The sequence below is a fragment of the Pseudoalteromonas sp. SG41-5 genome, from assembly GCF_014164495.1.
GTDB lineage: Bacteria > Pseudomonadota > Gammaproteobacteria > Enterobacterales > Alteromonadaceae > Pseudoalteromonas > Pseudoalteromonas rhizosphaerae.
Map to the genome: position 1 here is coordinate 37,713 of NZ_JACJFH010000012.1, position 22,544 is coordinate 60,256.

21 protein-coding genes and 1 pseudogene are annotated in these 22,544 nt (G+C 40.1%); 19 read left to right on the forward strand and 3 right to left on the reverse strand.

The features are described from left to right. Position 1 precedes the first annotated feature (1 nt). The 3 genes from recF to dnaA are packed head-to-tail and all read right to left on the reverse strand — an operon-like array spanning position 2 to position 3,611. Positions 2-1,096, reverse strand: coding sequence for a DNA replication/repair protein RecF (gene recF, locus H5232_RS05235; protein ID WP_145241717.1), 1,095 nt, complete (start codon positions 1,094-1,096; stop codon positions 2-4). A 6-nt stretch (positions 1,097-1,102) separates the two neighbouring features. Next, positions 1,103-2,206, reverse strand: a complete 1,104-nt coding sequence (gene dnaN / locus H5232_RS05240; RefSeq protein WP_149983170.1) for a DNA polymerase III subunit beta — start codon at positions 2,204-2,206, stop codon at positions 1,103-1,105. 13 nt (positions 2,207-2,219) lie between these two features. Next, positions 2,220-3,611 carry a chromosomal replication initiator protein DnaA gene (dnaA, locus tag H5232_RS05245; protein ID WP_145241713.1) on the reverse strand — a complete coding sequence of 464 codons (1,392 nt, stop codon included), beginning with the start codon at positions 3,609-3,611 and terminating at the stop codon, positions 2,220-2,222. Positions 3,612-4,118: 507 nt separating this feature from the next. On the opposite strand from dnaA, the gene rpmH reads away from it, so the two are divergent. The 19 genes and pseudogenes from rpmH (at position 4,119) to atpH (ending at position 22,540) form a co-directional block, all read left to right on the forward strand. Next, positions 4,119-4,253 (forward strand): 50S ribosomal protein L34, encoded by a 135-nt coding sequence (gene rpmH / locus H5232_RS05250; protein ID WP_004335215.1) that lies wholly within the window; start codon positions 4,119-4,121, stop codon positions 4,251-4,253. A gap of 7 nt (positions 4,254-4,260) precedes the next feature. Beyond that, on the forward strand, positions 4,261-4,686 hold the full coding sequence (rnpA, locus tag H5232_RS05255) for a ribonuclease P protein component (RefSeq protein ID WP_145241711.1): 426 nt from the start codon (positions 4,261-4,263) through the stop codon (positions 4,684-4,686). Positions 4,687-4,812: 126 nt separating this feature from the next. Beyond that, positions 4,813-5,088: a membrane protein insertion efficiency factor YidD gene (yidD, locus tag H5232_RS05260; RefSeq protein WP_064668255.1), complete on the forward strand. Its 276-nt coding sequence runs from the start codon at positions 4,813-4,815 to the stop codon at positions 5,086-5,088. An 8-nt stretch (positions 5,089-5,096) separates the two neighbouring features. Then, positions 5,097-6,731 carry a membrane protein insertase YidC gene (yidC, locus tag H5232_RS05265; protein ID WP_182830608.1) on the forward strand — a complete coding sequence of 545 codons (1,635 nt, stop codon included), beginning with the start codon at positions 5,097-5,099 and terminating at the stop codon, positions 6,729-6,731. A 126-nt stretch (positions 6,732-6,857) separates the two neighbouring features. Next, the gene (gene mnmE / locus H5232_RS05270) at positions 6,858-8,222 is read left to right on the forward strand and encodes a tRNA uridine-5-carboxymethylaminomethyl(34) synthesis GTPase MnmE (protein ID WP_182830609.1); all 1,365 of its coding nucleotides are present in this window, start codon (positions 6,858-6,860) and stop codon (positions 8,220-8,222) included. A 525-nt stretch (positions 8,223-8,747) separates the two neighbouring features. Continuing rightward, positions 8,748-8,963, forward strand: a complete 216-nt coding sequence (locus tag H5232_RS05275) for a helix-turn-helix transcriptional regulator (RefSeq protein WP_169021194.1) — start codon at positions 8,748-8,750, stop codon at positions 8,961-8,963. A gap of 125 nt (positions 8,964-9,088) precedes the next feature. Then, entirely contained in the window at positions 9,089-11,716 is a 2,628-nt protein-coding gene (locus H5232_RS05280; RefSeq protein ID WP_182830610.1) for a TrlF family AAA-like ATPase, read from the forward strand. Continuing rightward, positions 11,695-12,846 (forward strand): RNA-binding domain-containing protein, encoded by a 1,152-nt coding sequence (locus H5232_RS05285; RefSeq protein WP_182830611.1) that lies wholly within the window; start codon positions 11,695-11,697, stop codon positions 12,844-12,846. The genes H5232_RS05280 and H5232_RS05285 overlap by 22 nt, the downstream gene beginning before the upstream one ends. A 374-nt stretch (positions 12,847-13,220) precedes the next feature. Next, positions 13,221-14,008: pseudogene (locus H5232_RS05295) on the forward strand (isocitrate lyase/phosphoenolpyruvate mutase family protein). Positions 14,009-14,646: 638 nt separating this feature from the next. After that, a complete protein-coding gene (locus H5232_RS05300) occupies positions 14,647-15,096 on the forward strand; it encodes a flavodoxin domain-containing protein (protein WP_182830614.1) in 450 nt (149 codons plus the stop codon). Between the two features lie 428 nt (positions 15,097-15,524). Beyond that, a complete protein-coding gene (gene mnmG, locus H5232_RS05305) occupies positions 15,525-17,414 on the forward strand; it encodes a tRNA uridine-5-carboxymethylaminomethyl(34) synthesis enzyme MnmG (RefSeq protein ID WP_182830615.1) in 1,890 nt (629 codons plus the stop codon). A gap of 15 nt (positions 17,415-17,429) precedes the next feature. Then, the gene (gene rsmG / locus H5232_RS05310) at positions 17,430-18,050 is read left to right on the forward strand and encodes a 16S rRNA (guanine(527)-N(7))-methyltransferase RsmG (protein ID WP_182830616.1); all 621 of its coding nucleotides are present in this window, start codon (positions 17,430-17,432) and stop codon (positions 18,048-18,050) included. 14 nt (positions 18,051-18,064) lie between these two features. Further along, on the forward strand, positions 18,065-18,850 hold the full coding sequence (locus H5232_RS05315) for a ParA family protein (protein WP_145241697.1): 786 nt from the start codon (positions 18,065-18,067) through the stop codon (positions 18,848-18,850). 17 nt (positions 18,851-18,867) lie between these two features. Further along, complete coding sequence (locus H5232_RS05320) at positions 18,868-19,785, forward strand: ParB/RepB/Spo0J family partition protein (RefSeq protein WP_145241695.1); 918 nt, start codon at positions 18,868-18,870, stop codon at positions 19,783-19,785. 142 nt (positions 19,786-19,927) lie between these two features. Then, a complete protein-coding gene (locus tag H5232_RS05325; RefSeq protein ID WP_145241693.1) occupies positions 19,928-20,308 on the forward strand; it encodes an ATP synthase subunit I in 381 nt (126 codons plus the stop codon). A gap of 15 nt (positions 20,309-20,323) precedes the next feature. Then, the gene (gene atpB / locus H5232_RS05330; RefSeq protein ID WP_145241691.1) at positions 20,324-21,166 is read left to right on the forward strand and encodes a F0F1 ATP synthase subunit A; all 843 of its coding nucleotides are present in this window, start codon (positions 20,324-20,326) and stop codon (positions 21,164-21,166) included. 68 nt (positions 21,167-21,234) lie between these two features. Further along, the gene (gene atpE / locus H5232_RS05335) at positions 21,235-21,468 is read left to right on the forward strand and encodes a F0F1 ATP synthase subunit C (RefSeq protein ID WP_009838908.1); all 234 of its coding nucleotides are present in this window, start codon (positions 21,235-21,237) and stop codon (positions 21,466-21,468) included. A gap of 52 nt (positions 21,469-21,520) precedes the next feature. Further along, positions 21,521-21,991 carry a F0F1 ATP synthase subunit B gene (atpF, locus tag H5232_RS05340; protein WP_145241689.1) on the forward strand — a complete coding sequence of 157 codons (471 nt, stop codon included), beginning with the start codon at positions 21,521-21,523 and terminating at the stop codon, positions 21,989-21,991. Between the two features lie 15 nt (positions 21,992-22,006). Then, positions 22,007-22,540, forward strand: a complete 534-nt coding sequence (gene atpH, locus H5232_RS05345) for a F0F1 ATP synthase subunit delta (RefSeq protein WP_145241687.1) — start codon at positions 22,007-22,009, stop codon at positions 22,538-22,540. Positions 22,541-22,544: the final 4 nt, after the last annotated feature.

Here is a 22,544-nt window from a genome sequence, read left to right on the forward strand (position 1 = left end):
CTTATCTTGTTATTAGGTTGCCATGTTTCACGTGGAACATTTGTAGTTCTCGTTGCATGGGTTCCACCACAGCAGAAATACTTTCAGATTGAATTGTAGAGATAAATATTTGAGAGCTACAGTGCGACAATAACTGTCCTACTTTCTCTTTCGTATCTTCCCCTAACTCTGAAGGTAGATCATCTATTAGCAATATTGATTGCTTTTCTGTCTCTGACTCAATCAAACTATTTTGCGTTACTTTTAACGCATAAAGCAATAGTTTCAATTGACCGCGTGAAAAGGTGTTTTCCACACTATTGCCAGCGACACTAAAACTGAAATCAGCTTTATGCGGCCCTTTATTTGTAAAACCTTGGCGACTATCACGCTCAAAGCTTTGTTCGAGAGCGTCGGCTAGAGATTCATTTTCTTTCCAACCAGCATAAAAACTTATTTCTAAATCGCGTATAAGCGTTAATTCTGCACACATTTTATCAAAAAATTGCTGCTTAAACCTACTTATATACGCAATTCGTAAATTATTTATTTGGTCTGCCAGTCTAACAAATTCTTTATCCCAAAACTTGATTTGATCAAAATAATTCTTAGGCTTACTTTTCAATAATGCATTACGTTGCTTTAATACTTTATTGAAAGATTGCCACAAATAAAAAAAGTCTTGTTCCACGTGGAACAATCCTAAATCTAAAAATTTTCGGCGTTCTTTTGGACCACCAAAAAACAACGAATAGCTTTCTGGGGTGATCACTTGTACTGGCATTAATTGGGCAAGTTCAGACACTCGACGACTAGACTTACCCTGTATTTTTAATTCTGTCTCACCACTTAAAGTCTTACTAATACCGATTGGAATTGATAAGTTATAAAGTGATTTACGACCATGAATGGTGAATTTTTCTTTATGGTGCGTAATGATACTTTTGTGTTTTGGGGTACGGAAAGACTTGCCATGAGAAAGGTAATAAATAGCCTCAAGAAGGCTGGTTTTGCCACTGCCATTTTCACCATAAATTATGTTAATACCATTCACTGGCTCTACAGTGAGCGCCTCAATATTCCGAAAATTATTGAGGCTCAAATGACTTAAACTCATAGTGCCTTATAAGCGCATTGGCATAACAACGTACATGGCTTCTTCATCGCCAGCACCTTCTATCAATGCACTACTATTTGAATCAGCAAGCGTAAATAAAACGTCTTCTGTTTTTAATGTATTTAATACATCTAAAACATACGATACGTTAAAGCCAATTTCTAAGTCATCACCTTGATAGCTCACTTCAACCACTTCCTCAGCTTGCTCTTGCTCTGGGTTGTTGGCGGTAATTTTTAATAGTCCGTTCGATAAGTTTAACCGTACACCTCTAAACTTCTCGTTCGATAAAATAGATACCCGTTGAAACGCACTGCGTAACCATTCACGATTTGCGGTAATAACTTTATCACCACCACGTGGCAATACTCGGCGGTAATCAGGAAAACGCCCATCAACTAATTTACTCGTAAAAGTAAACTCTGTATCTAAAATACGAATATGATTTGCACCAAATTGAATTGTCACCAACTCATCATCAGCAACCATTAGACGCATAATTTCTTGTACGCCTTTACGCGGAATTATTAGCTGACGTTGAGTGTTTAACGATTGCGTTAATTGTTTTTGCGCAATTGCTAAACGGTGACCATCAGTAGCCACTGTTTTTATATCAGTATTATCTACTTCAAACGACATACCATTTAAGTAATAGCGTACGTCTTGATTGGCCATCGAAAAGTGGGTGCTTTCAAGTAACTTTCGCAGTTCTAAGCGCGTTAGTTGAAATTCAACTTCACCATCCCACTGCTCAAGATTAGGAAAGTCTTCCGCAGCGAGTGTAGTTAATGAAAAGCGGCTTTTTCCACTGGTCAGTAATAGTTGGTGATCTTGACTGCTCAACGTTAAATCTGAACCGTCTGGCAGACTTTTACAAATATCGAGTAATTTTTTAGCTGGCAAAGTCAATTTTGCATCAGCGGTATCATCGCCAACAAAAACCTTTGCGACAAGTTCAATTTCAAGGTCTGTGCCTGTCATTGAAAGTTCGCCATTTTCAACCTCTAACAAAACGTTAGATAAGATAGGCAAGGTATGCTTGCGCTCAATTGCGCCAGATACTTGCACCAAAGGTTTTAAAAATTGTTCTCTTGATATAGTTATTTGCATAATAAAGTCAGCCCTAAGATGACAATGTTCTTATTAGGTTTTGATAATCTTCTTTCACTTCGTGGCTTTCATCACGTAGTGATTTAATCTTTCTGCACGCATGCAATACTGTAGTGTGGTCGCGGCCACCAAAGGCATCACCAATTTCAGGTAAGCTGTGATTGGTAAGTTCTTTAGACAATGCCATAGCAACTTGACGAGGTCTTGCGATAGAGCGGCTGCGGCGCTTAGATAGCAGGTCTGAGACGCGAATACGATAATATTCAGCAACCGTACGTTGAATATTGTCTATCGTGACCAGTTTGTCCTGCAAAGCGAGTAAGTCACGTAATGCTTCTTTTACAAAGTCGATCGAAATTGGTCGACCAGTAAAGTTTGCATTAGCAATCACACGATTAAGCGCGCCCTCTAACTCACGCACATTTGAACGTAATTTTTTAGCGATAAAAAAAGCCACTTCGTGAGGTAAATTAATTTTACTCTGCTGGGCTTTTTTCATCAAAATAGCCACTCGCGTTTCAAGCTCTGGCGGCTCAATCGCGATGGTTAAACCCCAACCAAAACGTGATTTAAGGCGATCTTCAACCCCTTCAATCTCTTTTGGATAACGATCTGAGGTTAAAATAATTTGTTGGTTACCTTCAAGTAATGCATTGAAAGTATGAAAGAATTCTTCTTGTGAACGTTCTTTGTTAGCAAAAAACTGAATATCATCGATCATTAAAGCATCAACACTGCGGTAATAACGCTTAAATTCTTCAATAGCATTATTTTGCAGGGCTTTAACCATATCTTGCACAAAGCGTTCTGAGTGCATATAAACAATTTTTGCATCTGGCTTATTTGCCATAATGCCATTGCCAACCGCATGTAATAAATGCGTTTTACCTAAACCCGTTCCACCATATATAAATACCGGGTTAAAGGCAGCACCAGGATTATCCGCAACTTGCGTCGCAGCAGCTTTTGCTAACTGGTTAGATTTACCTTCAACAAAACTATCAAAGGTGTAGTTTTCTTTAATGTTTGATTTGTAACCAGACTTAGGAGCAGGCTCAACCACAGCTTTAGCTGCTTTTGGTTGCTGCTTTGCCGCCGGCTGATTCATCGGGGTCGCAGAGCCAGTTGTTGCAGGCGCGATCACTTGCGCATTGTGGATTGGCTTGCTACCTACATCAAAGCGTAACTCTGGCGCTTCATCCTTACAAATCTCAACAAGTAATTCATTAATTCGGTTTAAGTACTTTTCTCTTACCCAATCAAGCACAAAGCGATTAGGTGCATAAATCGTCAGGGTATCTTCGGTACTTTCTGCTTGTAGTGGTCTTACCCACATACTGAACTGCTGCGAAGGCAGTTCATCTTGCAATACATATAAACAACTTTGCCAAACCGACAGATACACAGTTAAACTCCCAAAGACTTAGTATTTATTCCCGGTCATCTTTAGTGGCCGGAAATCATACATTTATTACTATTATTTAGGCAATTTATTAACCCAAGACCGAGTATTATGAATGCACTTTATCCACAAGTACAAGATTGATTTTTTTGAAAAATATGATCTGGCTAAAAAAAACAAGCAAGACGTTGATTTTTAATAGCAATTATTTTTAACTTCAAAGTATGATCATAGCAAAAAAGGGCTTGGATCGCGATCAAATTATGTGATCTATTTTACTTACCCCAAGCTTTTATGCACTTTTTATACAGAGCCTGTGGAAAACTTCTTTAATATAAGGATCCTAGCAGATCCTGCCAACAGATCTATTATCCCCCCTCTATTATAAATGCGATTATGGTTGACTTTAAGGCACTTCATCGATAATATCTCGCGCTCGCAATGGCACCTGTGCCAGGATCGCGACCTGCATAGGATGTTTTAACCTTTAACCGATCGGATGGAATTGTTATGAAAAGAACTTTTCAACCTAGCGTTTTAAAACGCAAACGTGCACACGGTTTCCGTGCTCGCATGGCAACTGTAAATGGCCGTAAAGTATTAGCTCGTCGCCGCGCTAAAGGCCGCAAAGTTCTTTCTGCTTAATATATAAGTGGAAGACTTTAACTTTGGCAGGGAGTTACGTCTGTTAACTCCCTCGCATTACTCTCGCATCTTTAATGAACCCGCTCGGGCCGCAACTCCTTTCTTTACCTTATTAGCAAAACCCAATGACCAAGCAAAACCTCGCTTAGGACTCACTGTCGCTAAAAAACGGGTTAAAAAAGCTTGCCAACGAAACCGTATTAAACGTCTTGCTCGCGAAAGTTTTCGTTTAAACCAACACACTATTGATAATGTCGATATTGTGCTGATGGTTAAAAGTGGTATTGATGAACAGTCAAATGAAGAGCTAACTAAACAACTCACTAAATTATGGCGCAAGATTAACGAACGCTGTAAACCTGGTGCACCAAAACCACCGCCGTTTAAAAAACGCCCCAACAAATCGGCTAAATCCAATAAACAGAGCCAATAGCAATAGAATTACATGGTTAATTAAGGTATCTTTAGCTCACCTTTTAATCATGCATTTAAAATTCCATTTTGGGCGTTTAAATTCATGGTATCCATTCACTAAATATTACGCAGAGGCTTGAACATCATGAGGTTACTAAAACCACTTGTTGCTTTTCCTAAGCGCTGTTTAGTGTTATTAATTCGTGGTTATCAAAAGTGGATTAGTCCGCTGTTAGGTCCGCATTGTCGCTTTAATCCAACCTGCTCTAGTTATGCTATTCAAGCAATTAATTTGCATGGATCTGTAAAAGGGAGTTGGTTAGCGGTTAAACGCATATTAAAATGTCATCCTTTACATTCAGGTGGGGATGATCCCGTACCTGAAAAATTAACCCATATTAACCACCAACACGAGAAATAAGAGCTGTTATGGAATCGCAACGCACGTTTTTATTCATCGGCCTGATGCTTGTATCGTTTTTATTGTTCCAAGAGTGGAATAAAGACTACAACGCACCAAAAGTCGATCCTAGTGCCAACACACAAACACTACAAACTAATTCCCCTGACTCTGATGATTATGTTCCATCATCAACCGATGGTGAATTACCTACTGCAGCAACAACCGCGAAACGTTCAGTTATTGAAATTACGACTGACGTATTCAAAGTTAAAATTGACACCCGTGGTGGTGATATTGTTGAAGCTGACTTACTGCAATACGAAGAAACAAAAGGCAGCGAAACGCCTTATATGTTACTTGGTGAGTTTGATGGTAAACAATATTTCTCTCAAAGTGGTTTAATAGGCTTAAATGGCCCAGATGCATCTGCAGAAGGTCGCCCGGTTTATCACTCTGAGCAAAAAACATTTGCTTTAACAGGTGACGAACTTCGCGTACCACTTACATTTACTGATAGCAAAGGTGTTAGTTTTACTAAAACGTATGTATTCAAAAAAGGTCAATACGATGTTGCTTTAGAATACTCAGTAAATAACACTACCGCAGAGCCAATTCAAGTACAGCTGTATACGCAAGTAAAACGCACAGTACAAGAAAAAGGCAGCTTAGTTGACCAAAACTACTTAGGTGCTGCCTATGGTTCAGCTGAGGAAAAATACGAGAAATATAGCTTTTCTGATATGGCCGACAAAAACCTTAGCATTAATACGCAAGGTGGTTATATTGCTTTTATTCAGCACTACTTTGTAAGTGCGTGGGTTCCTTCGCAAGAACAGCAAAATACCCTTTACAGCTTAATTGCTAAAGGCAACGCAGCAATTATTGGTGCTAAAGGTGAGCCGATAAATGTACAAGCAAACCAACAAGCAACTCTTGGTGCAACTTACTATATGGGCCCTAAAGAGTCGGATATACTTGAAGCTATTCATCCGAACTTAGATTTAACTGTCGATTACGGTTGGTTATGGTTTATCTCACAGCCGTTATTTATACTATTAAAATGGCTACATAGCATACTAGGTAACTGGGGTGTGGCAATTATCGCCATTACTGTGATTGTTAAATCAGCAATGTACCCACTTACCAAAGCGCAATATACGTCAATGGCGAAGATGCGTGCCCTACAGCCTAAAATGGCTGCATTAAAAGAAAAGTTTGGTGATGACCGTCAAAAATTCGGCCAAGCAACCATGGAAATGTACCGCAAAGAGAAAGTAAACCCTATGGGTGGCTGTTTCCCTATTTTGCTGCAAATGCCAATTTTCTTAGCGCTATTTTATGTATTCTTAGAATCAACAGAACTGCGTCATGCTGAATTTATTTTTTGGTTAACTGACTTATCTGCGAAAGACCCATACTACGTACTACCAATCTTATTTGGTGCCAGTATGTTTATTACGCAAAAGCTACAACCAATGACGGTAACTGATCCGATGCAACAAAAGATGATGACCTTTATGCCGGTTATCTTCTCAGTGTTCTTCCTTTGGTTCCCATCTGGTCTAGTACTTTACTGGTTAGTATCAAACCTTATCTCTATCGCACAGATGCTGATCATCTATCGCGGTATGGAAAAGCAAGGAATAAAAGTCAGGGGCTAATTTGCTCAGTTACTTAAATTAAGGCGACCATTGGTCGCCTTTTTTATTGCCCGCTATTCGCCAGTCATAACTGCATAGGTTACAATACGCTCATACCATTACTCTTTAAGTTGGCAAATTATTAGCATGATCAATCAAGACACAATTGCAGCACAAGCAACCGCACCTGGTCGTGGTGGCGTTGGTATTATTCGCGTTTCTGGCAGTTTAGTAAAAACCGTCGCCGAACAGATTATTGGTCGTTGCCCTAAGGTGCGCTACGCCGATTACGTGCCATTTAACAGTCTTGCTGGCGAGCAACTTGATCAAGGTATTGCTATTTATTTTGCCGGGCCAAACTCTTTCACTGGCGAAGATGTACTTGAACTACAAGGCCATGGCGGTCCTGTAGTACTGGATATGCTACTTAAAGAAATTAGCCAAATTGAAGGTGTGCGATTAGCAAAGCCAGGCGAGTTTTCTGAGCGCGCCTTTATGAACGACAAAATGGATTTAACCCAAGCAGAAGCAATTGCTGACTTAATTAATGCCACTTCAGAACAAGCAGCCAAACGCGCCTTACAATCACTCCAGGGCGAGTTCTCTAAGCACATTGATACCTTAGTTGAAAAAGTCATTCACTTGCGTATGTACGTTGAAGCGGCCATTGATTTTCCCGATGAGGAAATAGACTTTTTATCTGACGGTAAAGTCTCTGGTGATCTAAATGCCATTATCACCCAGCTAAGCAATGTGACCAATCAAGCAAAACAAGGCAGCATTATGCGTGAAGGTATGCGCGTGGTGATTGCTGGGCGCCCTAACGCAGGCAAATCTAGTTTACTAAATGCACTTGCAGGGCGTGAAGCCGCTATTGTTACTGAAATTGCCGGCACCACCCGTGACGTACTACGAGAACACATTCACATTGATGGCATGCCGCTACATATTATAGATACTGCAGGCCTGCGCGAAAGCCCAGACCGCGTTGAGCAAATAGGCATTGAACGCGCATGGGATGAAATAAAACAAGCCGACCGCGTGTTGTTTATGCTTGATGGCACTGATACCAAAGACACTGACCCACATGCTATTTGGCCAGAGTTTATGGCCAAACTACCTGCCGGTATGGGCGTAACCGTGATCAGAAATAAAGCCGATTTATCGGGTGACGAAGTAGGTATGAGCGAAAACCAGCAATATCCAGTGATCAGCTTAAGTGCTAAAAATGCTGATGGTATAGAGTTAGTTCGTACTCACTTAAAAGCATGTATAGGTTTTCAGGGAGCTACCGAAGGCGGTTTTATGGCCCGTCGTCGTCACTTGGATGCACTCGATAGCGCAGCTCATCATTTACAAACTGGCAAAGACCAATTAGAGATGCATATTGCCGGTGAGATCCTCGCTGAAGAACTACGTTTAACACAAAACTACTTAAACGAGATCACCGGTGAATTTACCTCTGACGATCTACTTGGCAAAATTTTCAGCTCGTTTTGTATCGGTAAATAACAAGGTAAACTAAAGGAAGGAAACAAACATCCAACGAAAGTTAAAATATCTAATTTATTCATAAATCTAATAGATTTTTAATCTTTCAATAGTTTCCTTTAGTTACATAATATGGGTCTTGAATGGCCCACCACTCTCTTTGTTATGGGCCACTATTGGTCCACTAAAGAGGAAGTTATTATAGATCGTAAACGAAAAGAGGCTATGACCACCCTACCAAGTCTATTTCAATAAAGGATATTAGATTGAAATACGGGGAAAATATAATAAAAACAGATAAATATAAATTTATTTACCTCCCCTCTTTCCCGCCTTTATTTGAAAAGCCAGTCAAGCTAGAAATCGCCCAAAGGGTTACTAAATAAGGGGTGCCCGGCTTGAAAGGTTCCGATTTATGGCTTTACAGGATTTGAAAGGAGTGGTTTAGGGCTTAATGTCTAATTTTGTCATTTCAACTTAAAAAATTGCTTCTTAAGTGTTGAGTGTTATTCTAATGACAGTAAACACATTTGTTGGGAGCAAACAGTGATCAAGTGTCACCTCGCAAGACTAATGGGCGAACACAAAATGCGAATTGCAGACGTTGCCAGAGAAACAGGGTTGAGTAGAAATACTATTACTCTACTTTACCGTGAAACAGCTCAGAAGGTAGATCTAGTGGCTATAGATAAGCTTTGCCTTTTATTTGACTGCGAACTTCAGGAGCTTTTAGAGCAAGTAAAAACTCATAATTTAGCATAGACCTTTGAATTGAATCTTTCTAGATACAATACACTGTGTCCAATATTATATAAGCAATAAACGATGCTGGCACAAAGAAACATTCAGGTAAAAATAAATACACCTTTAAATGAGGTAGGTTATACATGAGTAACTCTATTTTTTCGTATGGCAGCCACTGGTTAAAAGCTGACTTCCATCTCCATACTCGCGCCGATAAAGAGTTTACCTATAATGGTGAAGAGAACGACTATGCAAACCAGTATGTCGCGGCGCTAGCTAATGCTGGTATTGGCCTTGGTGTGATCACCAACCACAACAAGTTTGATCTGAATGAATTTAAGGCGCTGCGCAAAAAAGCCAACAAGTCAGGCATTGGTTTGTTGCCGGGCATTGAGCTATCCATTAAAGATGGCCAGGCAGGTGTGCATACTTTGGTGGTATTTGCCGATGAGTGGATAAATAACAAAGAAACTGAGAATTACATCCAGAGTTTTCTTAGCGTCACATTCGCAGGCCAAGCAAACTTTGAACAAGAAAATGCTCGTTCGAACCACGACATTTTGGAAACGATCAAGGTATTGGATGGGTACAACAAGGATTATTTCTTGGTATTCGCTCATGTTGAAGCACCCAATGGCTTATGGGGCGGCCTTGCTCCAGGTCGAATAAAAGAGCTATTTGAGAACGCGACAGTACGACGCAGAGCCTTGGCCTTTCAAAAAGTAGATACGCATGATAAGCGAATAAAAATACAGCAAGAGTTAGGTAATCTCTATCCGGCTGAAGTGCAAGGGTGTGATGCCAAACAACTAAATCAAATGGCAGAGCGTAAAAAAGCCAGTTACCTGAAGCTAGGTTCATTCAGCTTTGAGGCGGTTAAGTTTGCGCTGCGCGATAAAGCCTCCAGAGTTAGTGCAGAGTTGCCCAGCTATAAGCATTCCTATATTCAAAAAATCCGCTTTGAAGGGGCTGGCACTTTAGGTGGTACGGAAATTTGCCTTTCGCCTGAGCTCAATACCCTGATTGGAATCCGTGGCAGTGGCAAATCATCCGTGCTGGAAGGGGTACGTTACGCGCTGAATATTCCTTTTGGAGATAAGTCGTCGGACGTGGAATACAAAGAAGGACTAGTAAAGCACTTACTGCGTAGTGGCGGCAAAATTACCATCGACGCCATTGATCGCCGCGGCCAGCCTTATCAGATCCGCCGTATATTGGGTGAGCGCCCCGATGTGTATGTGAACGGTCAGTTGCAACCGGGCGTGTCTGTGCGTGAAACGGTGTTATATCAGCCGATCTACTTTGGTCAGAAAGACCTTTCCAGCACGGGCGCTGGCTTTGAAAAAGATTTGATTGAAAAGTTACTTGGCGAAGCGCTGGTGCCAGTTCGGCAAAAAATTGAGCTAGGCCGACAGCGGGTGGTGGACGCTATTAATCAGATTAAACGCCTCATCCGAGCGGCAACGCAAAAGCAAGAGTGGTCGCAGAAAAAGCTAGATGCTCAACATCGACTAGATTTTTATCAACGATACGGTGTCGAGATCAAGCTTCAGAAACAGGTGGATTTTGATAGAGATGAACGAAAAGCGGAGCAAATTATCCACAGTACCAAGCATTATCTTTCTGAGCTAAATAGTTTTGTGGCAAGCTTTGAGGATGAGCTAAAGAATCAGGCGTTGTATAAATCTGCCCAAAATCAGACATTTTTTGATGATTTTTTTGCTACCTATCAGCAGTTGATTATCGGTTTTGATGGCATCAAGCAAACGGTGCTAAATGGTCACAATACGGTTGCTCTATTACAGCAGAAGCTGTCTGGCTTTGTGCAACAAAAGCAGGCGCTGAAGGAAGAGTTTGCCGAGATTGAACGCAAATTGGCCACAGAGCTCAAGCAAGCTGGTGCACAGGCGATTAGCCCGCAAGAATTTAAACAGCTTAAAAGCTTGTTAGACCAAGCCGAGCAAATGTTAGCTGTGCTAGCCAAGAGCGAGCAGCAATATGCGGATTTGAATCAATCCCTAGAACGTGAATTAGCACAGCTTAATGATTTATGGCTGGAGGAGTACCGCACAATTGAGCAGGTGCTGAGCAAGATAAATCGGGTCGATTCGCCACTTAAAATTGTGCCGCAATTTAAGGAGAACAAAGCTGCCATGCTTAAGCACATCCAAGATTTATATCGAGGGAGCCGTATTCGTGAAGTAACTTTGCAAAGTGTGGTGGATGAATACAGTGACTTTGCATCAGTCTATCGTGATGTTGAAAAACTGAAAAGCACATTAGGCGGGTCTTTTGATACCTTCTGGCAGTATTTTGAAGACAACCTAGAAGCCTTATTAACCTGGCAAGTACCGAATGTGTTTACCATCGAGTATCACGGCAAGGCACTAGCGCACCATTCTATGGGGCAACGGGCATCTGCGTTGATGCTGTTTGTGTTGAGTCAGCAAGAAAACGACGTGGTGATTATTGACCAACCAGAAGATGATTTGGACAACCAAACCATCTATGACGATGTCATCAAGCTGATCCGAGAACTTAAGCCTTCTACTCAGTTCATCTTCGCAACACACAACGCCAATATTCCGGTGCTGGGAGATGCCGAACAGGTGATTGCTTGTGAGTATCAAGATGACCACATCGCGTTAGTTAACGGCAGCATTGACTGTGCTGAAGTTCAGCAACGCATTGTTAGTATTATGGAAGGTGGTGCTGAAGCCTTCGAGAAACGTAAGCAGGTATATGAAGCATGGAAACCGAAGAACTCTTAGCCATTATTGCCAACGGTGAAGACTCAAGGCATCAGTTTAAACAAAATATTACGCGAGCCGAAAGTTTAGTGCCCGAGTTAGCAGCATTCAGTAATTCTAAAGGCGGTTTATTGTTCATTGGAGTCACTGATGAGGGCGGCATTCAAGGGTTAACCATTGATGATATGGGGCGAATCAATCAACTCGTTTCTAATGCTGCAAAGGATGTTAAACCACCACTTTCCGTAACCACGGAAAACATTGCTTTACCCAGTGGTATGGTGATGGTTGTTGATGTTCCTGAAGGTATTAGCAAGCCTTATATGGATGGCAACCTTCATGTCTGGGTAAAAAATAGCGCAAACAAATCAAAAGTCAGCGTACGAGAAGAGCTGTTGAGAATGTTTCAATCATCAGCGTTAGTCCATGCTGATGAGCTACCAGTGAACGGTAGTTCAGCGGCTAATGTTGATCAGGAGTTCTTCGACGCATTTTTCGAGAAAGAATACAGCGAGCGAGTTGAAGACCAAGATGTATCGCGCGTTCAACTGCTTGAAAACATGAATTTGGCAAAAAATGGGCAGCTCAACATCTGCGGCACTTTGTTGTTTGCGTCACGACCACAAATACGCTTACCTGTTTTTATTGTAAAAGCGATGGCTTTTCCTGGTGTTGATATCGAAGACGAGCATTATATTGACAGCCAGGATATTAACGGCAAACTGTCGGATGTGTTCCAAAAGGTTCTAGGTTTTGTCTTGGCTAACATTCGCCATATGCAGAATGAACAAGGCATCAACTCTATAGGTGAACCAGAAATTCCGCGAATAGTGCTTGAAGAGCTTATTGCCAATGCGCTTATTCATCGCGATTACTTTGTATCGGCACCAGTTAAAGTTTTAATATTTGCAGATAGAATTGAAATAGTTAGTCCTGGTCACTTGCCCAATAATTTAACTATAGAAAATATTAAGATGGGAAACTCAAATGTTAGAAATCCAATTTTAGCGTCTTTTGCCCCTAAAATTTTACCTTATCGAGGACTTGGCAGTGGCATAAAGCGCGCAATTAAAGCCTATCCTGATATTGAATTAATTGATGACCGAGATGGCAATAATTTTAAAGTAATCATTAAAAGGCTTGGGAATTAAAAATAAGTCGTCCCTACTCGAAAGAGGTAGGGACGACTCGCAGAGTCGCACGTCTAGGCCACTGCTCATGATGCCTCGACACCCCTTCCGCCTTAAAAAAGGTGTTGCAATCTATGATCACTGTGATAATTTTAATTATGAACTAGCTCGAAATGAGCATAAAGAAAAAGGGCGTATTAAATGCCCGTAACACGTTCCTGAGGAGCTGCATTCGCAGCATTATGGGTCACACGACCACCCCCCCTATAAATAACAGTAGTTCGCGCTGTATTTCAACATAACTCACACTAAAATTTACGTTCAGTGCCGAATTTGGCCAGCGTAGTCACCGTAATCTTTTTATAGTCATAATGAAATTCACTTTTGAGATCATTATGAATAAATACCAAACCTTTCATCAATTACATAAACAAGATCAATTATTTTTATTACCAAATGCGTGGGATCCATTAAGCGCTCGTATATTAGCTGATACTGGTTTTGCTGCTATCGCCACAACAAGTTGGGGGATGGCCCAATCTCGTGGTCAAGAAGATGGCGACAATGCTCATTTGAGGAGTTTATAAGTCAGCTAAAACCAATAATCGATGCTGTTAATATTGCTGTTTCTGTGGATATTGAATCAGGTTACAGTAATGACGTAAACACTATTTGTCAGCATGTTTTAGCTGCAGCCAAATTAGGTGCTGTCGGTATTAATATTGAGGATTCAGATAAAAAAACAGCTCAGTTACGCTCCCTAGAACACCAAGTAGAGATCCTTAAAGCGATTAAAAATACACTTAAAAAGTATGGTTTTTCACAGCTATTTATCAATGCTAGAAGTGATTGCTACAGCCAAAATATGGCTTCTCTTGAACATGTAATAACTCGATCTTTGGCTTATCAAGACGCTGGCGTTGATGGTATTTTTATCCCTGGATTATCCGATTTAACAGCAATAAAGCAAGTAACAACGACACTTAAGGTGCCACTTAACGTGATGGCACAGCCATTAAAAAGTGATTTCCTTTGCGATAATAGTAGTAATAGCAGCCCATTATTTGCACATGGCGTGCAAAGATATACGCTTGGCAATGCACTATTTGATGCCACAAAAGCCTATATTTTTACCGCTAGCAGTACTTTTAATAGCACAAAAAGTAGCGATCATTTATTCTAATCGGAGTTTTAAAAGCTATTTATACAAAATTAAAATCATAATTAGTGATAAAAATAGTAACTAATTTAGAAATTGATCAGCAAAAGCTCAAATTGTTATCCACAATTTGGGCTTTTTTGATCATTTTTAACTGAGAGGCATATAAAAAGTACTCAATTTATTAGCTAATAACAGTATAAATCGAGCAATAAACCCACTAAATCAACTTTAATTGCCATTAATTACTTATTTAGCACCCTACTTGAAATATTTTTTGGCATTTCATAAATTAATTTATAGCCAAAACGATCGTTATCAACAGGCGATCTATCCACATTCTGATCACTCGTTTTAAAACTCTTAATGAAACGAAAATTCACCACTCATAAAACGTAAAATCAATATCTTAGTAAAATAAAAATAAGATCTTATGTTGTTACTACCCAGCTTTCCCACTTTTTATCAACAGCTTGATCAGAAGATTACATATTGGAATACTTTATTTTATTTATATATATCAAATAATTACGAATTAAAAATAAGAAACATCAAAAATCGTACTTTAAATACTTATACAAACTTCCATTCAAGGCTTTACTGCTGAGTAAACTCAGTTATCATAAGCCTATAAGTAAGCAGTTGTGTGATCAAATAGAATTATGAACTCCGTTAATATCATTATAGGCAGCCAAATGGGATCTGCTGAGTATGTAGGTGAGCAACTAGCAGAGCAGTTAGTTACTCAAGGGATCACTACAGAAGTTCATGATCAACCTAACTTTTCACAGATAAACCAAGAAAATACTATCTGGTTATTGTGTACTTCTACTTATGGTGCTGGTGATTACCCTGAGAACCTTTTATCCTTTGTTGAAGATATTAATCAAGTTAATGATTTAAAAGGATTAAATTTTAGTGTTATTGGTTTAGGTGACACCAGTTATGATACCTATAACCTCGCTGGCCGTAATCTAGAACAACTTTTAGTAAGTAAAGGCGCGCACTGTATAGCAGAGCGCTTAGAGTTGAATATTCTTGATGAAGAACTACCAGAAGACACCGCATTAGCTTGGTTACCAAGCTGGATCGAGCAAATAAAGCGTATTTAATTAAGATCACAGTTTAGATCCAAATTTAAAGTTACCCACAATTTACTGAGTATTTAGATCAGATTGTGGATAAGCTATGATCTAACTGCGTTTTAAGACTATGTTATCCATTGGATAAGATCTGATCCAATACCCCCTGTGCATAAAGAGCCTTTTTGATCAGAGCTTATAATCAGTTAGATCCGATCATATTAACACCTTTAGATCCGATCTAACTTTATGTTTTAATAAGTAAACTAAACCTTATCAACAGAAATCATGCTCAGTAGTAGTAACAGTAATAAAAGATCTCTTTAAAAGATCCTTTATATTATTAGAGATCATTTACTTAGATCTTGGCCACAGTTTAATCATTTATCTTCTGTAAATTTATAGGTAGAATACGCTCCCCCTTGAAAGTTTGCTGGTTGATTAAGTAGGATCCCGAAATGATTTTTCACGAAAATTTTGATGTTATTGTTGTTGGTGGTGGACATGCAGGTACAGAAGCTGCGTTAGCTGCTGCACGTATGGGTATGAATACCCTACTGCTGACTCACAATATGGATACCCTTGGTCAGATGTCATGTAACCCAGCAATTGGTGGTATTGGCAAAGGTCATTTGATTAAAGAAATTGATGCACTAGGTGGTGCAATGGCCCAAGCAATTGATAAAGGCGGTATTCAATTCCGTACTTTAAATTCTTCAAAGGGACCTGCAGTAAGAGCTACTCGTGCACAAGCAGATCGCGCTTTATATAAAGCTGCTATTCAAGATATTTTACAACACCAAGATAACCTGAAGATCTTTCAGCAATCATGTGATGATCTGATTGTTGAAAATAATAAAGTAACAGGTGTTGTTACTCAAATGGGACTGCGTTTTAGCGCACCTTCTGTTGTATTAACCGTAGGCACTTTCCTTGGTGGCCAAATTCACATTGGCTTAGAAAACTTCAAAGGTGGTCGCGCTGGTGATCCACCTTCAATCGCATTAGCAAATCGTTTACGTGAATTACCATTTCGTGTTGATCGCTTAAAAACTGGAACGCCACCACGTATTGATGCCCGTACAGTTGATTTTAGTAAAATGGAACAACAACCTGGTGATGCTATAACACCGGTGTTTTCATTTATGGGTAAGCAGTTAGATCATCCACAACAAATTTCTTGCTTCATCACATACACCAATGAAAAAACTCATGATGTGATCCGCAATAATTTACATCGTTCACCTATGTACTCAGGTGTTATTGAAGGGATTGGTCCACGTTACTGTCCTTCTATTGAAGATAAAATTGTTCGCTTTGCAGATAAAGACAAACATCAAATTTTTGTTGAGCCTGAAGGCCTAACATCTTATGAGCTTTATCCAAATGGTATTTCAACTAGTTTGCCATTTGATGTGCAATTAGAGATTGTGCAATCAATCACTGGCTTTGAAAATGCACATATTTGCCGTCCAGGCTATGCTATCGAGTACGACTTTTTTGATCCACGCGATTTAAAGAAATCATTAGAGACCAAATTTATTGATGGTTTGTTCTTTGCTGGACAGATCAATGGCACTACAGGCTATGAAGAAGCCGGTGCACAAGGCTTAATTGCCGGTATGAATGCAGCATTGCAAGTGCAAGGTAAAGAGCCTTGGACACCGCGCCGTGATGAAGCTTATGTCGGTGTATTAATCGACGATTTAACTACACTAGGTACCAAAGAACCGTACCGTATGTTTACTAGTCGTGCTGAATACCGTTTGTTACTACGTGAAGACAACGCTGATATTCGTTTAACAGCAAAAGGTCGTGAACTTGGTTTAGTTAACGATGAGCGCTGGCAAGCATTTAATGAAAAAATGGATATCATTGCAAAAGAATCTCAACGGATCAAAGAAACTTGGATCCATAAAGATCACGCTGTAATTGATCAAGTTAATGGTTTACTTAAAACACCATTAACCCGAGAAGCAAGTTTAGAAGAATTATTACGTCGCCCTGAGATCCGTTATAACGATCTAATGGCGATCGAAGGATTAGGATCTGAGTTTGATCATGCAACAGCGTTAGAGCAAGTTGAGATCCACACTAAGTACGCAGGTTATATTGCTCGTCAGCAAGAAGAGATCAATAAGCAACTTCGTCATGAGTTAACTATTTTGCCTAAAGATTATGATTACTCGATCGTATCGGGTCTATCAAATGAAGTGGTTGCTAAATTAACTGAGGCGCGTCCTGATACAATCGGTCAAGCATCACGTATTTCAGGTATCACGCCTGCTGCTATTTCGCTATTATTAGTTTATCTGAAGAAGCAAGGCTTACTACGTAAAATTGCGTAGTCATTAAGGAATACTGTGTTACAGCAACAATTAACTACTTTGTTAGCGCAAACTGATATTGCGCTAACTGAAAAACAACAGCAACAATTGGTTCAATATGTTGAGTTACTCAACAAATGGAACAAAGCTTATAATTTAACCTCAGTGCGTTTACCTGAGGATATGATGATTAAGCATATTATGGATAGCTTAGTTGTTGCACCTCACCTAACCGGTCATCATTATATTGATGTTGGTACGGGTCCTGGCCTTCCGGGTATCGTATTAGCTATTGCATTACCTGATACACAATTTATTTTATTAGATAGTTTAGGTAAACGCGTGCGTTTTTTAATGCAGGTAAAACATGAGCTAGGTCTGAAAAATGTAACCCCAGTGCAGTCTAGAGTTGAAGATTATCAACCAAGTGTTAAATTAGATGGTGTATTGAGTCGTGCTTTTGCATCTTTACAAGATATGGTTGACTGGTGTTCGCACTTGATTGATCATTCAGGTAAGTTTATTGCCTTAAAAGGCGTATTTCCAAGTGAAGAGCTAGAATCTTTACCAGCAGGTGTTAAGTTCGAGCAAAAAATCACCTTGGAAGTACCAAAATTAGATGCGCAAAGACATTTAATTATTCTTTCTAAAGACTAGGGATCAGAGATACTGTGGCAAAAGTCATCGCAATAGCAAACCAAAAAGGTGGTGTGGGTAAAACCACCACAGCAGTTAATCTCGCGGCATCAATGGCTGCAACTAAACGTAAAGTGTTGCTTATTGATCTCGATCCGCAAGGCAATGCAACCATGGGTAGCGGCGTAGACAAATACGGCGATGTGGCAACAATTTATGATTTATTAATCGAAGATAAACCAATTGAAGAAGTTGTTACTAAAGAAACCTCTGGTGAATATCATTTAATTGCTGCCAATGGTGATGTTACCGCCGCCGAAGTTAAACTGATGGAGCTTTATGCTCGAGAAGTACGACTACGCAATGCCCTTGAAAAAATATCTGATCAATATGAATTTATTTTTATAGACTGCCCACCATCACTGAACATGCTTACGGTGAATGCAATGGCGGCCGCGGATTCAATTTTAGTGCCTATGCAATGTGAATATTATGCGCTTGAAGGCTTAACCGCATTAATGGACACAATTACGCAATTAGCCAAGTTAGTTAATCCAAAACTACAGATTGAAGGGATTTTACGTACTATGTACGATCCGCGTAATCGTTTGGCCAATGATGTATCTGAGCAGCTTAAACAACATTTTGGCGATAAAGTATACCGCACCGTGATCCCACGTAATGTACGTTTAGCTGAAGCGCCGAGTTTTGGTGCACCCGCAATGTATTATGACCGGGCATCAAGTGGCGCTAAAGCGTATTTAGCACTTGCCGGTGAAATGTTACGCAGAAAAGAAAAAATATCCCCAATCGTCGCCTAACTTGAGGTAAAAAGAACATGTCTGCTAAAAAACGCGGTTTAGGCCGAGGACTCGATGCTTTATTAAGCTCGTCAAAACCAGCACCGAGTGCCCGCACTGAACAACCCAACGTGAGTGAGCAGGATGTAATTGTTCAGCCAACCAGTAGTGAACTGCAAAAGCTACCGATTGAGTTTTTACACTCAGGTAAATATCAGCCACGTAAAGACATGTCCGAAGAAGCGCTTGAAGAGCTAGCAAGCTCAATTCGATCGCAAGGGATTATTCAGCCAATTGTAGTTCGTCCAGTAGCAGAAAACAGTTATGAGATAATTGCTGGTGAACGCCGCTGGCGTGCTGCACAAATAGCTAAGCTAGACGTAGTACCATGTATCATTAAAGATGTGCCTGATGAAGCTGCGGTGGCCATCGCATTGATTGAAAATATTCAACGCGAAGATCTAAATGCCATGGAAGAAGCGGTTGCATTGCACCGTTTGTTAACTGAGTTTGAATTAACTCACCAACAAGTGGCAGATGCCGTAGGCAAATCACGCACGACGGTAACTAATTTATTACGACTAAATAATCTTAATGATGATGTTAAAATATTGTTGGAACATGGCGATATTGAAATGGGGCATGCGCGTTGTTTATTAGCCCTTGAAGGTGAAGCACAATCTGATGCTGCTCGACTGGCTGTAGCAAAGGCTTTAACTGTACGCGAAACAGAAAAATTAGTTCGTTCAATTATTGAACCTGCCCCTAAAAAAGAAACTTTCGAAAAAGATCCAGATGTCAAACAGTTAGAACAACAATTAGCCGAAAACTTGGGTGCTAAAGTTGAAATTAACTACAACAAAAAAGGCAAAGGAAACTTAGTTATTTCGTATACTAACTTAGAAGAGTTAGATGGAATTTTAAGCCGTATAAATGCAGAGAATTCCGAGCATTAATAAATATCATGTCCAAAAAGAGACATTCGTCGCAAATTTGCACCACAATACACCGACTCAAGTTGCAAAACTGGTAGGAATCAGTATAATTTCGCCAGTTTTCATGCCCTGACAATTAGATTGCCACTAAGGTTAACTAAACGTGACAAATAAGTTAGCGAGGCCATATCGGCTTGCCGCATTAAAATTAATATGTCTTCAGGGTGTTGTAGCATTAGTTGCTGCTGTAATCATTTTTGTTGGTTGGGGAGTAGATGCCGGCCTTTCAGCTATCGCTGGAGGCACTGTAGCGGTGCTCCCTAATTTTGTATTTGTTATCTATGCATTCCGTTATATGGGTGCTAGTAAAGCAAAACAAGTGTTTGCCTCGTTTAAACGCGGCAACGGATTAAAATTTTTGCTAACAATCTTTTTGTTTGCGCTGATATTTAAACTGTATCCGGTAATCTTTTTGCCATTTTTTTGTAGTTTTATATTAGTGATGTTCGTTGGATTGTTCGCGCCAGTTTTTTTTAATCATTAACTTTTGGGATATAACATGGCTGCAGGTGAAGAGCTAACTCTAACGGGTTACATCAAGCACCACCTAACCAACGGTCAGGTGCGTCTATCCGACGACCCTAACAATTGGTGGATGGTACTTAATGTCGATACCCTCGCATGGTCTATCGGTTTAGGATTGATCTTTCTATGGATCTTCAAGCGCGCTGCGAATAAAGCAACGCTTGGTGTTCCTGGTAAATTTCAGTGCTTTATCGAGATGGTCGTAGAATTCGTTGACTCTAACGTGAAAGATACCTTTCACGGTAAAAGTAAACTAATTGCCCCTCTTGCTCTGACAATTTTTGTCTGGGTATTCTTGATGAACTTAATGGATTTAATACCTGTTGACTTCCTACCAACTGCTGCGGCATTGATTAGTGGTGAGTCTTGGGATGTTATTTCAAGCGGTCAATCGCATACTTATATGAAAGTGGTACCTACAACCGATCTTAACTTAACGTTAGCAATGGGTTTAGGTGTATTCGCACTTATCATCTTTTATTCGATTCGCGTTAAAGGCGTTATGGGTTTTGTTAAAGAACTTACATTACAACCGTTTAACGTTAAGAACCCAGTGGTTCAAGCACTATTTATTCCAGTAAACTTGTTACTAGAGCTAGTAACCTTGTTTGCTAAGCCAATCTCATTGGCACTACGTTTATTTGGTAACTTATACGCAGGTGAATTGATCTTCATTCTGATTGCAGCGATTGGCTTATTCCAATTACCACTGCACTTCGTATGGGCTGTGTTCCACATTCTCGTAATCGTATTGCAAGCATTCATCTTCATGATGCTAACAATTGTATACCTGAGCATGGCGTCAACTGATCATTAATCAGACGTCAGTTCAATAAAGATTTTTTTACTTAAACTTTAAACTTTGAAAATTAATCGGAGAAAACAATGGAAATCGTACTAGGTCTTAAATATATCGCTGTAGCGTTACTTATCGGTTTTGGTGCTTTAGGTACTGCTATCGGTTTTGGTAACTTAGGTGGTAAATTCCTTGAGTCTGCTGCTCGTCAACCTGAGCTTGCACCACAACTACAAGTTAAAATGTTCATCGTAGCGGGTCTTATCGATGCTATCGCGATGATCGGTGTAGGTATTGGTCTATACATGTTGTTCGCACTTTAATATTGAAAAAATACTTTATCCGCGATCAACTATTGACTAAGGAGGAGTGGTTGTGAGTTTAAACCTTACTCTACTCGGCGAATTAATAGCATTTATCGTTTTTGTTTGGTTCTGCATGAAGTTTGTGTGGCCACCACTTAACGGTGCTATTGAAGCTCGCCAGAAAAAAATTGAAGATGGTTTAGCTGCCTCTGATAAAGCTGAAAAAGATCTTGAGCTTGCTCGTAAAAAAGCAACTGCAGAACTTAAAGAAGCTAAATCACAAGCTGCTGAAATTATCGAGCAAGCTAAGAAGCGTGCAACGCAAATCGTAGACGAAGAGACATCTCGTGGTCACGACGAGCGCGAAAACATCATTGCTCAAGGTCATTCTGAAATTGAAGCCGAGCGTAACCGTGTTAAAGAAGAATTGCGTAAGCAAGTTGCTACTTTAGCGGTTATCGGCGCACAGAAGATTCTAGAGCGCGAAATCAATGAAGCCGCGCACAGCGACATTGTTGAAAAACTTGTAGCTGAGCTTTAATAGGAGGGTCTGAGCATGTCTGAATTGACTACAATCGCTCGCCCATACGCTAAAGCGGCCTTTGAATTTGCCGTTGAAAAAGGCGTAGTTGAGAGTTGGAATGATATGTTGTTTTTTGCTTCAGAAGTGGCGAAAAATGAACAAGTCGCTCAATTCCTAACTGGAAGCGCCTCTGCTGATAAGCAATCAGAAATTGTTATTTCTGTTTGTGCAGAGCAACTCAACGAATACGGTCAAAACCTTGTAAAGGTTATGGCTGAAAATGGACGTTTGACCGCCCTACCAGCTGTTGCACAATTGTTCTCTGCTTTTAAAGCAGATTACGATAAAGAGATTGATGTTGACATCACCTCTGCAACAACCCTTGCTGCAACGCAGCAAGAAACACTGGTAGCGGCACTTGAAAAACGTTTCGCACGCAAAGTTAAGCTGAATTGTAGTGTTGACGAATCACTTGTTGGTGGCCTTATGATTAAGGCTGGAGACACAGTAATCGACGGCACTGTTCGCGGTAAATTAAACCGTTTAGCCACTACACTACAATCGTAATTGG

What these genes read in the sequence shown, in the direction of transcription:
- atpB (WP_145241691.1), top strand. Translation starts at nt 20,324, where the DNA reads ATGGCTGCAGGTGAAGAGCTAACTCTAACGGGTTACATCAAGCACCAC.
- yidD (WP_064668255.1), top strand. Translation starts at nt 4,813, where the DNA reads ATGAGGTTACTAAAACCACTTGTTGCTTTTCCTAAGCGCTGTTTAGTG.
- H5232_RS05320 (WP_145241695.1), top strand. Translation starts at nt 18,868, where the DNA reads ATGTCTGCTAAAAAACGCGGTTTAGGCCGAGGACTCGATGCTTTATTA.
- atpH (WP_145241687.1), top strand. Translation starts at nt 22,007, where the DNA reads ATGTCTGAATTGACTACAATCGCTCGCCCATACGCTAAAGCGGCCTTT.
- mnmE (WP_182830609.1), top strand. Translation starts at nt 6,858, where the DNA reads ATGATCAATCAAGACACAATTGCAGCACAAGCAACCGCACCTGGTCGT.
- recF (WP_145241717.1), bottom strand. Translation starts at nt 1,096, where the DNA reads ATGAGTTTAAGTCATTTGAGCCTCAATAATTTTCGGAATATTGAGGCG.
- mnmG (WP_182830615.1), top strand. Translation starts at nt 15,525, where the DNA reads ATGATTTTTCACGAAAATTTTGATGTTATTGTTGTTGGTGGTGGACAT.
- H5232_RS05285 (WP_182830611.1), top strand. Translation starts at nt 11,695, where the DNA reads ATGGAAACCGAAGAACTCTTAGCCATTATTGCCAACGGTGAAGACTCA.
- H5232_RS05300 (WP_182830614.1), top strand. Translation starts at nt 14,647, where the DNA reads ATGAACTCCGTTAATATCATTATAGGCAGCCAAATGGGATCTGCTGAG.
- atpE (WP_009838908.1), top strand. Translation starts at nt 21,235, where the DNA reads ATGGAAATCGTACTAGGTCTTAAATATATCGCTGTAGCGTTACTTATC.
- rpmH (WP_004335215.1), top strand. Translation starts at nt 4,119, where the DNA reads ATGAAAAGAACTTTTCAACCTAGCGTTTTAAAACGCAAACGTGCACAC.
- H5232_RS05280 (WP_182830610.1), top strand. Translation starts at nt 9,089, where the DNA reads ATGAGTAACTCTATTTTTTCGTATGGCAGCCACTGGTTAAAAGCTGAC.
- yidC (WP_182830608.1), top strand. Translation starts at nt 5,097, where the DNA reads ATGGAATCGCAACGCACGTTTTTATTCATCGGCCTGATGCTTGTATCG.
- dnaN (WP_149983170.1), bottom strand. Translation starts at nt 2,206, where the DNA reads ATGCAAATAACTATATCAAGAGAACAATTTTTAAAACCTTTGGTGCAA.